The sequence below is a fragment of the Bacillus sp. SA1-12 genome, assembly GCF_000981385.1.
In the GTDB taxonomy this organism is placed as follows: Bacteria; Bacillota; Bacilli; order Bacillales; family Bacillaceae; genus Metabacillus.
Genome location: NZ_LATZ01000074.1, coordinates 1 through 2,191, shown reverse-complemented (window position 1 = coordinate 2,191; position 2,191 = coordinate 1). Strand labels below are relative to the sequence as shown.

Genomic DNA, 2,191 nt, shown 5'->3' with positions numbered 1-2,191 from the left:
ACTAATTGGTAAATCAATTTCATTTATCATGACCCCGACTTGGCTTGCCTCGGCGATTTCATGTAGCTCACTTGCTAATCCATCACTTATATCATTTAAAGATGCTCTATGTAATGTTGAAATAAGTCTTCCTGCTTGAATTTGGGGAGTTGGTCTTTTATGTCGATGAACGAGGTAATTCTGAAAGCTCTTATTTTCCAGTGTTAGTTGGTTTAATAAAACAGCCAACCCTGCCGCAGAGTCACCAATCGTACCTGTAACAAAAACAATGTCCCCATCTCTAGCATGTTTCCGAAGTGTCTCGACATGAGATTCTGCTTCACCAATTACGGTGACGGTGATCACCAGCTTGTCATGAGTAGAGACAGTATCACCGCCGAGCAAATCCAATTGATAAGCTTCAGCAAGCTCTTCCATCCCCTTAAAAATGCCTAATAACTCCTCTTCCCCCCAACCTGAAGGTATGGAGATTGAGACGAGGTAATAACGAGGAATAGCTCCCATTGCAGCTATGTCACTGAGATTAACAGCTAAAGCTTTATATCCAATTTCAGTTGGCGTGGATAAAGATTTTAAGAAGTGGACCCCTTCTACCATGGTGTCAACACAAACAACTTGATTCGTATTGGCAGATGGTTCATAAACAGCCGCATCATCACCTATTCCCACTTTTACATGTTTTTGAAAGAGTTGTTTTGGCTTTAATTTATTTATAAAATCAAATTCATCCATTTCTTTCTCCAGTTCAATTTTTTATTGCTTAGATTATGAAAAAACCTTAGGAATCGTCTCCTAAGGAAGCATCATATTTTCATTTAGCGAATAGTAGTAGTTTATCCAAGTTTTACACATTCTATCGTATCATAGATCGCTTTATATTGGCATTATAAATTTTTAATGGCAATTGCTTGTATGTTTAGCTTTGTTAAGAGTTAATTTTTAATAACTGAGGAGGCTCCTGGATCTCCTAACAATAGATAGCTTCTGCAGCTGATATTAACAGGCTGTTTTTCAATAGCTTATATTTAATAATAGATAAAAAGACATAAAAAAAACGAAACATCAACGTTTCGTTAAAAATCGAAATATGGCGGTCCGGACGGGACTCGAACCCGCGACCTCCTGCGTGACAGGCAGGCATTCTAACCAACTGAACTACCGGACCATTGGTTGCGGAGGCAGGATTTGAACCTGCGACCTTCGGGTTATGAGCCCGACGAGCTACCAGACTGCTCCACCCCGCGACGATAATAATACTACTTATAAAACATAATTACCTGGCAACGTCCTACTCTCACAGGGGGAAACCCCCAACTACCATCGGCGCTGAAGAGCTTAACTTCCGTGTTCGGCATGGGAACGGGTGTGACCTCTTCGCCATCGCCACCAGATAATTAGTTTTCGGCTTCCGATGAACTTCACATTTCTGCGTCATCTCATTCGTCAACATCCTCACGTACAGCTGTACGCTCCGGTGTCTCCTCAATCGATTCCTTGAACTGTTCGTTCCTCGAAACCCTCTTACTTTGTATTTAGTTTGAAGGCATATTCCTTCAAAACTAGATAACGATTATACAATTCATTCACTGAGCTTTTCGCTTTTGTATTAGGTTAAGTCCTCGATCGATTAGTATCAGTCAGCTCCACACGTCACCGCGCTTCCACCTCTGACCTATCAACCTGATCATCTTTCAGGGATCTTACGTTACATAGTAACAGGGAAATCTCATCTTGAGGGGGGCTTCATGCTTAGATGCTTTCAGCACTTATCCCTTCCGCACATAGCTACCCAGCTATGCCTTTGGCAAGACAACTGGTACACCAGCGGTGCGTCCATCCCGGTCCTCTCGTACTAAGGACAGCTCCTCTCAAATTTCCTACGCCCACGACGGATAGGGACCGAACTGTCTCACGACGTTCTGAACCCAGCTCGCGTACCGCTTTAATGGGCGAACAGCCCAACCCTTGGGACCGACTACAGCCCCAGGATGCGATGAGCCGACATCGAGGTGCCAAACCTCCCCGTCGATGTGGACTCTTGGGGGAGATAAGCCTGTTATCCCCGGGGTAGCTTTTATCCGTTGAGCGATGGCCCTTCCATGCGGAACCACCGGATCACTAAGCCCGACTTTCGTCCCTGCTCGACTTGTAGGTCTCGCAGTCAAGCTCCCTTGTGCCTTTACACTCTGCG

At 44.4% G+C, this 2,191-nt stretch carries 1 protein-coding gene, 2 tRNA genes and 2 rRNA genes; all 5 read right to left on the bottom strand.

Going from position 1 to position 2,191, the window contains the following annotated elements; translation table 11 throughout:
- Positions 1 to 732: thiamine-phosphate kinase (gene thiL / locus WQ54_RS17795; RefSeq protein WP_046585961.1), on the bottom strand; the 732-nt coding region annotated here is incomplete at its 3' end.
- 356 nt (positions 733 to 1,088) lie between these two features.
- Positions 1,089 to 1,165 (bottom strand) — tRNA-Asp (locus WQ54_RS17790).
- Positions 1,166 to 1,167: 2 nt separating this feature from the next.
- Positions 1,168 to 1,244, bottom strand: a tRNA-Met gene (locus tag WQ54_RS17785).
- A gap of 31 nt (positions 1,245 to 1,275) precedes the next feature.
- Positions 1,276 to 1,391: ribosomal RNA gene (gene rrf, locus WQ54_RS17780) — 5S ribosomal RNA — on the bottom strand.
- A 216-nt stretch (positions 1,392 to 1,607) separates the two neighbouring features.
- Positions 1,608 to 2,191, bottom strand: a 23S ribosomal RNA gene (locus WQ54_RS17775); the annotation flags it as partial.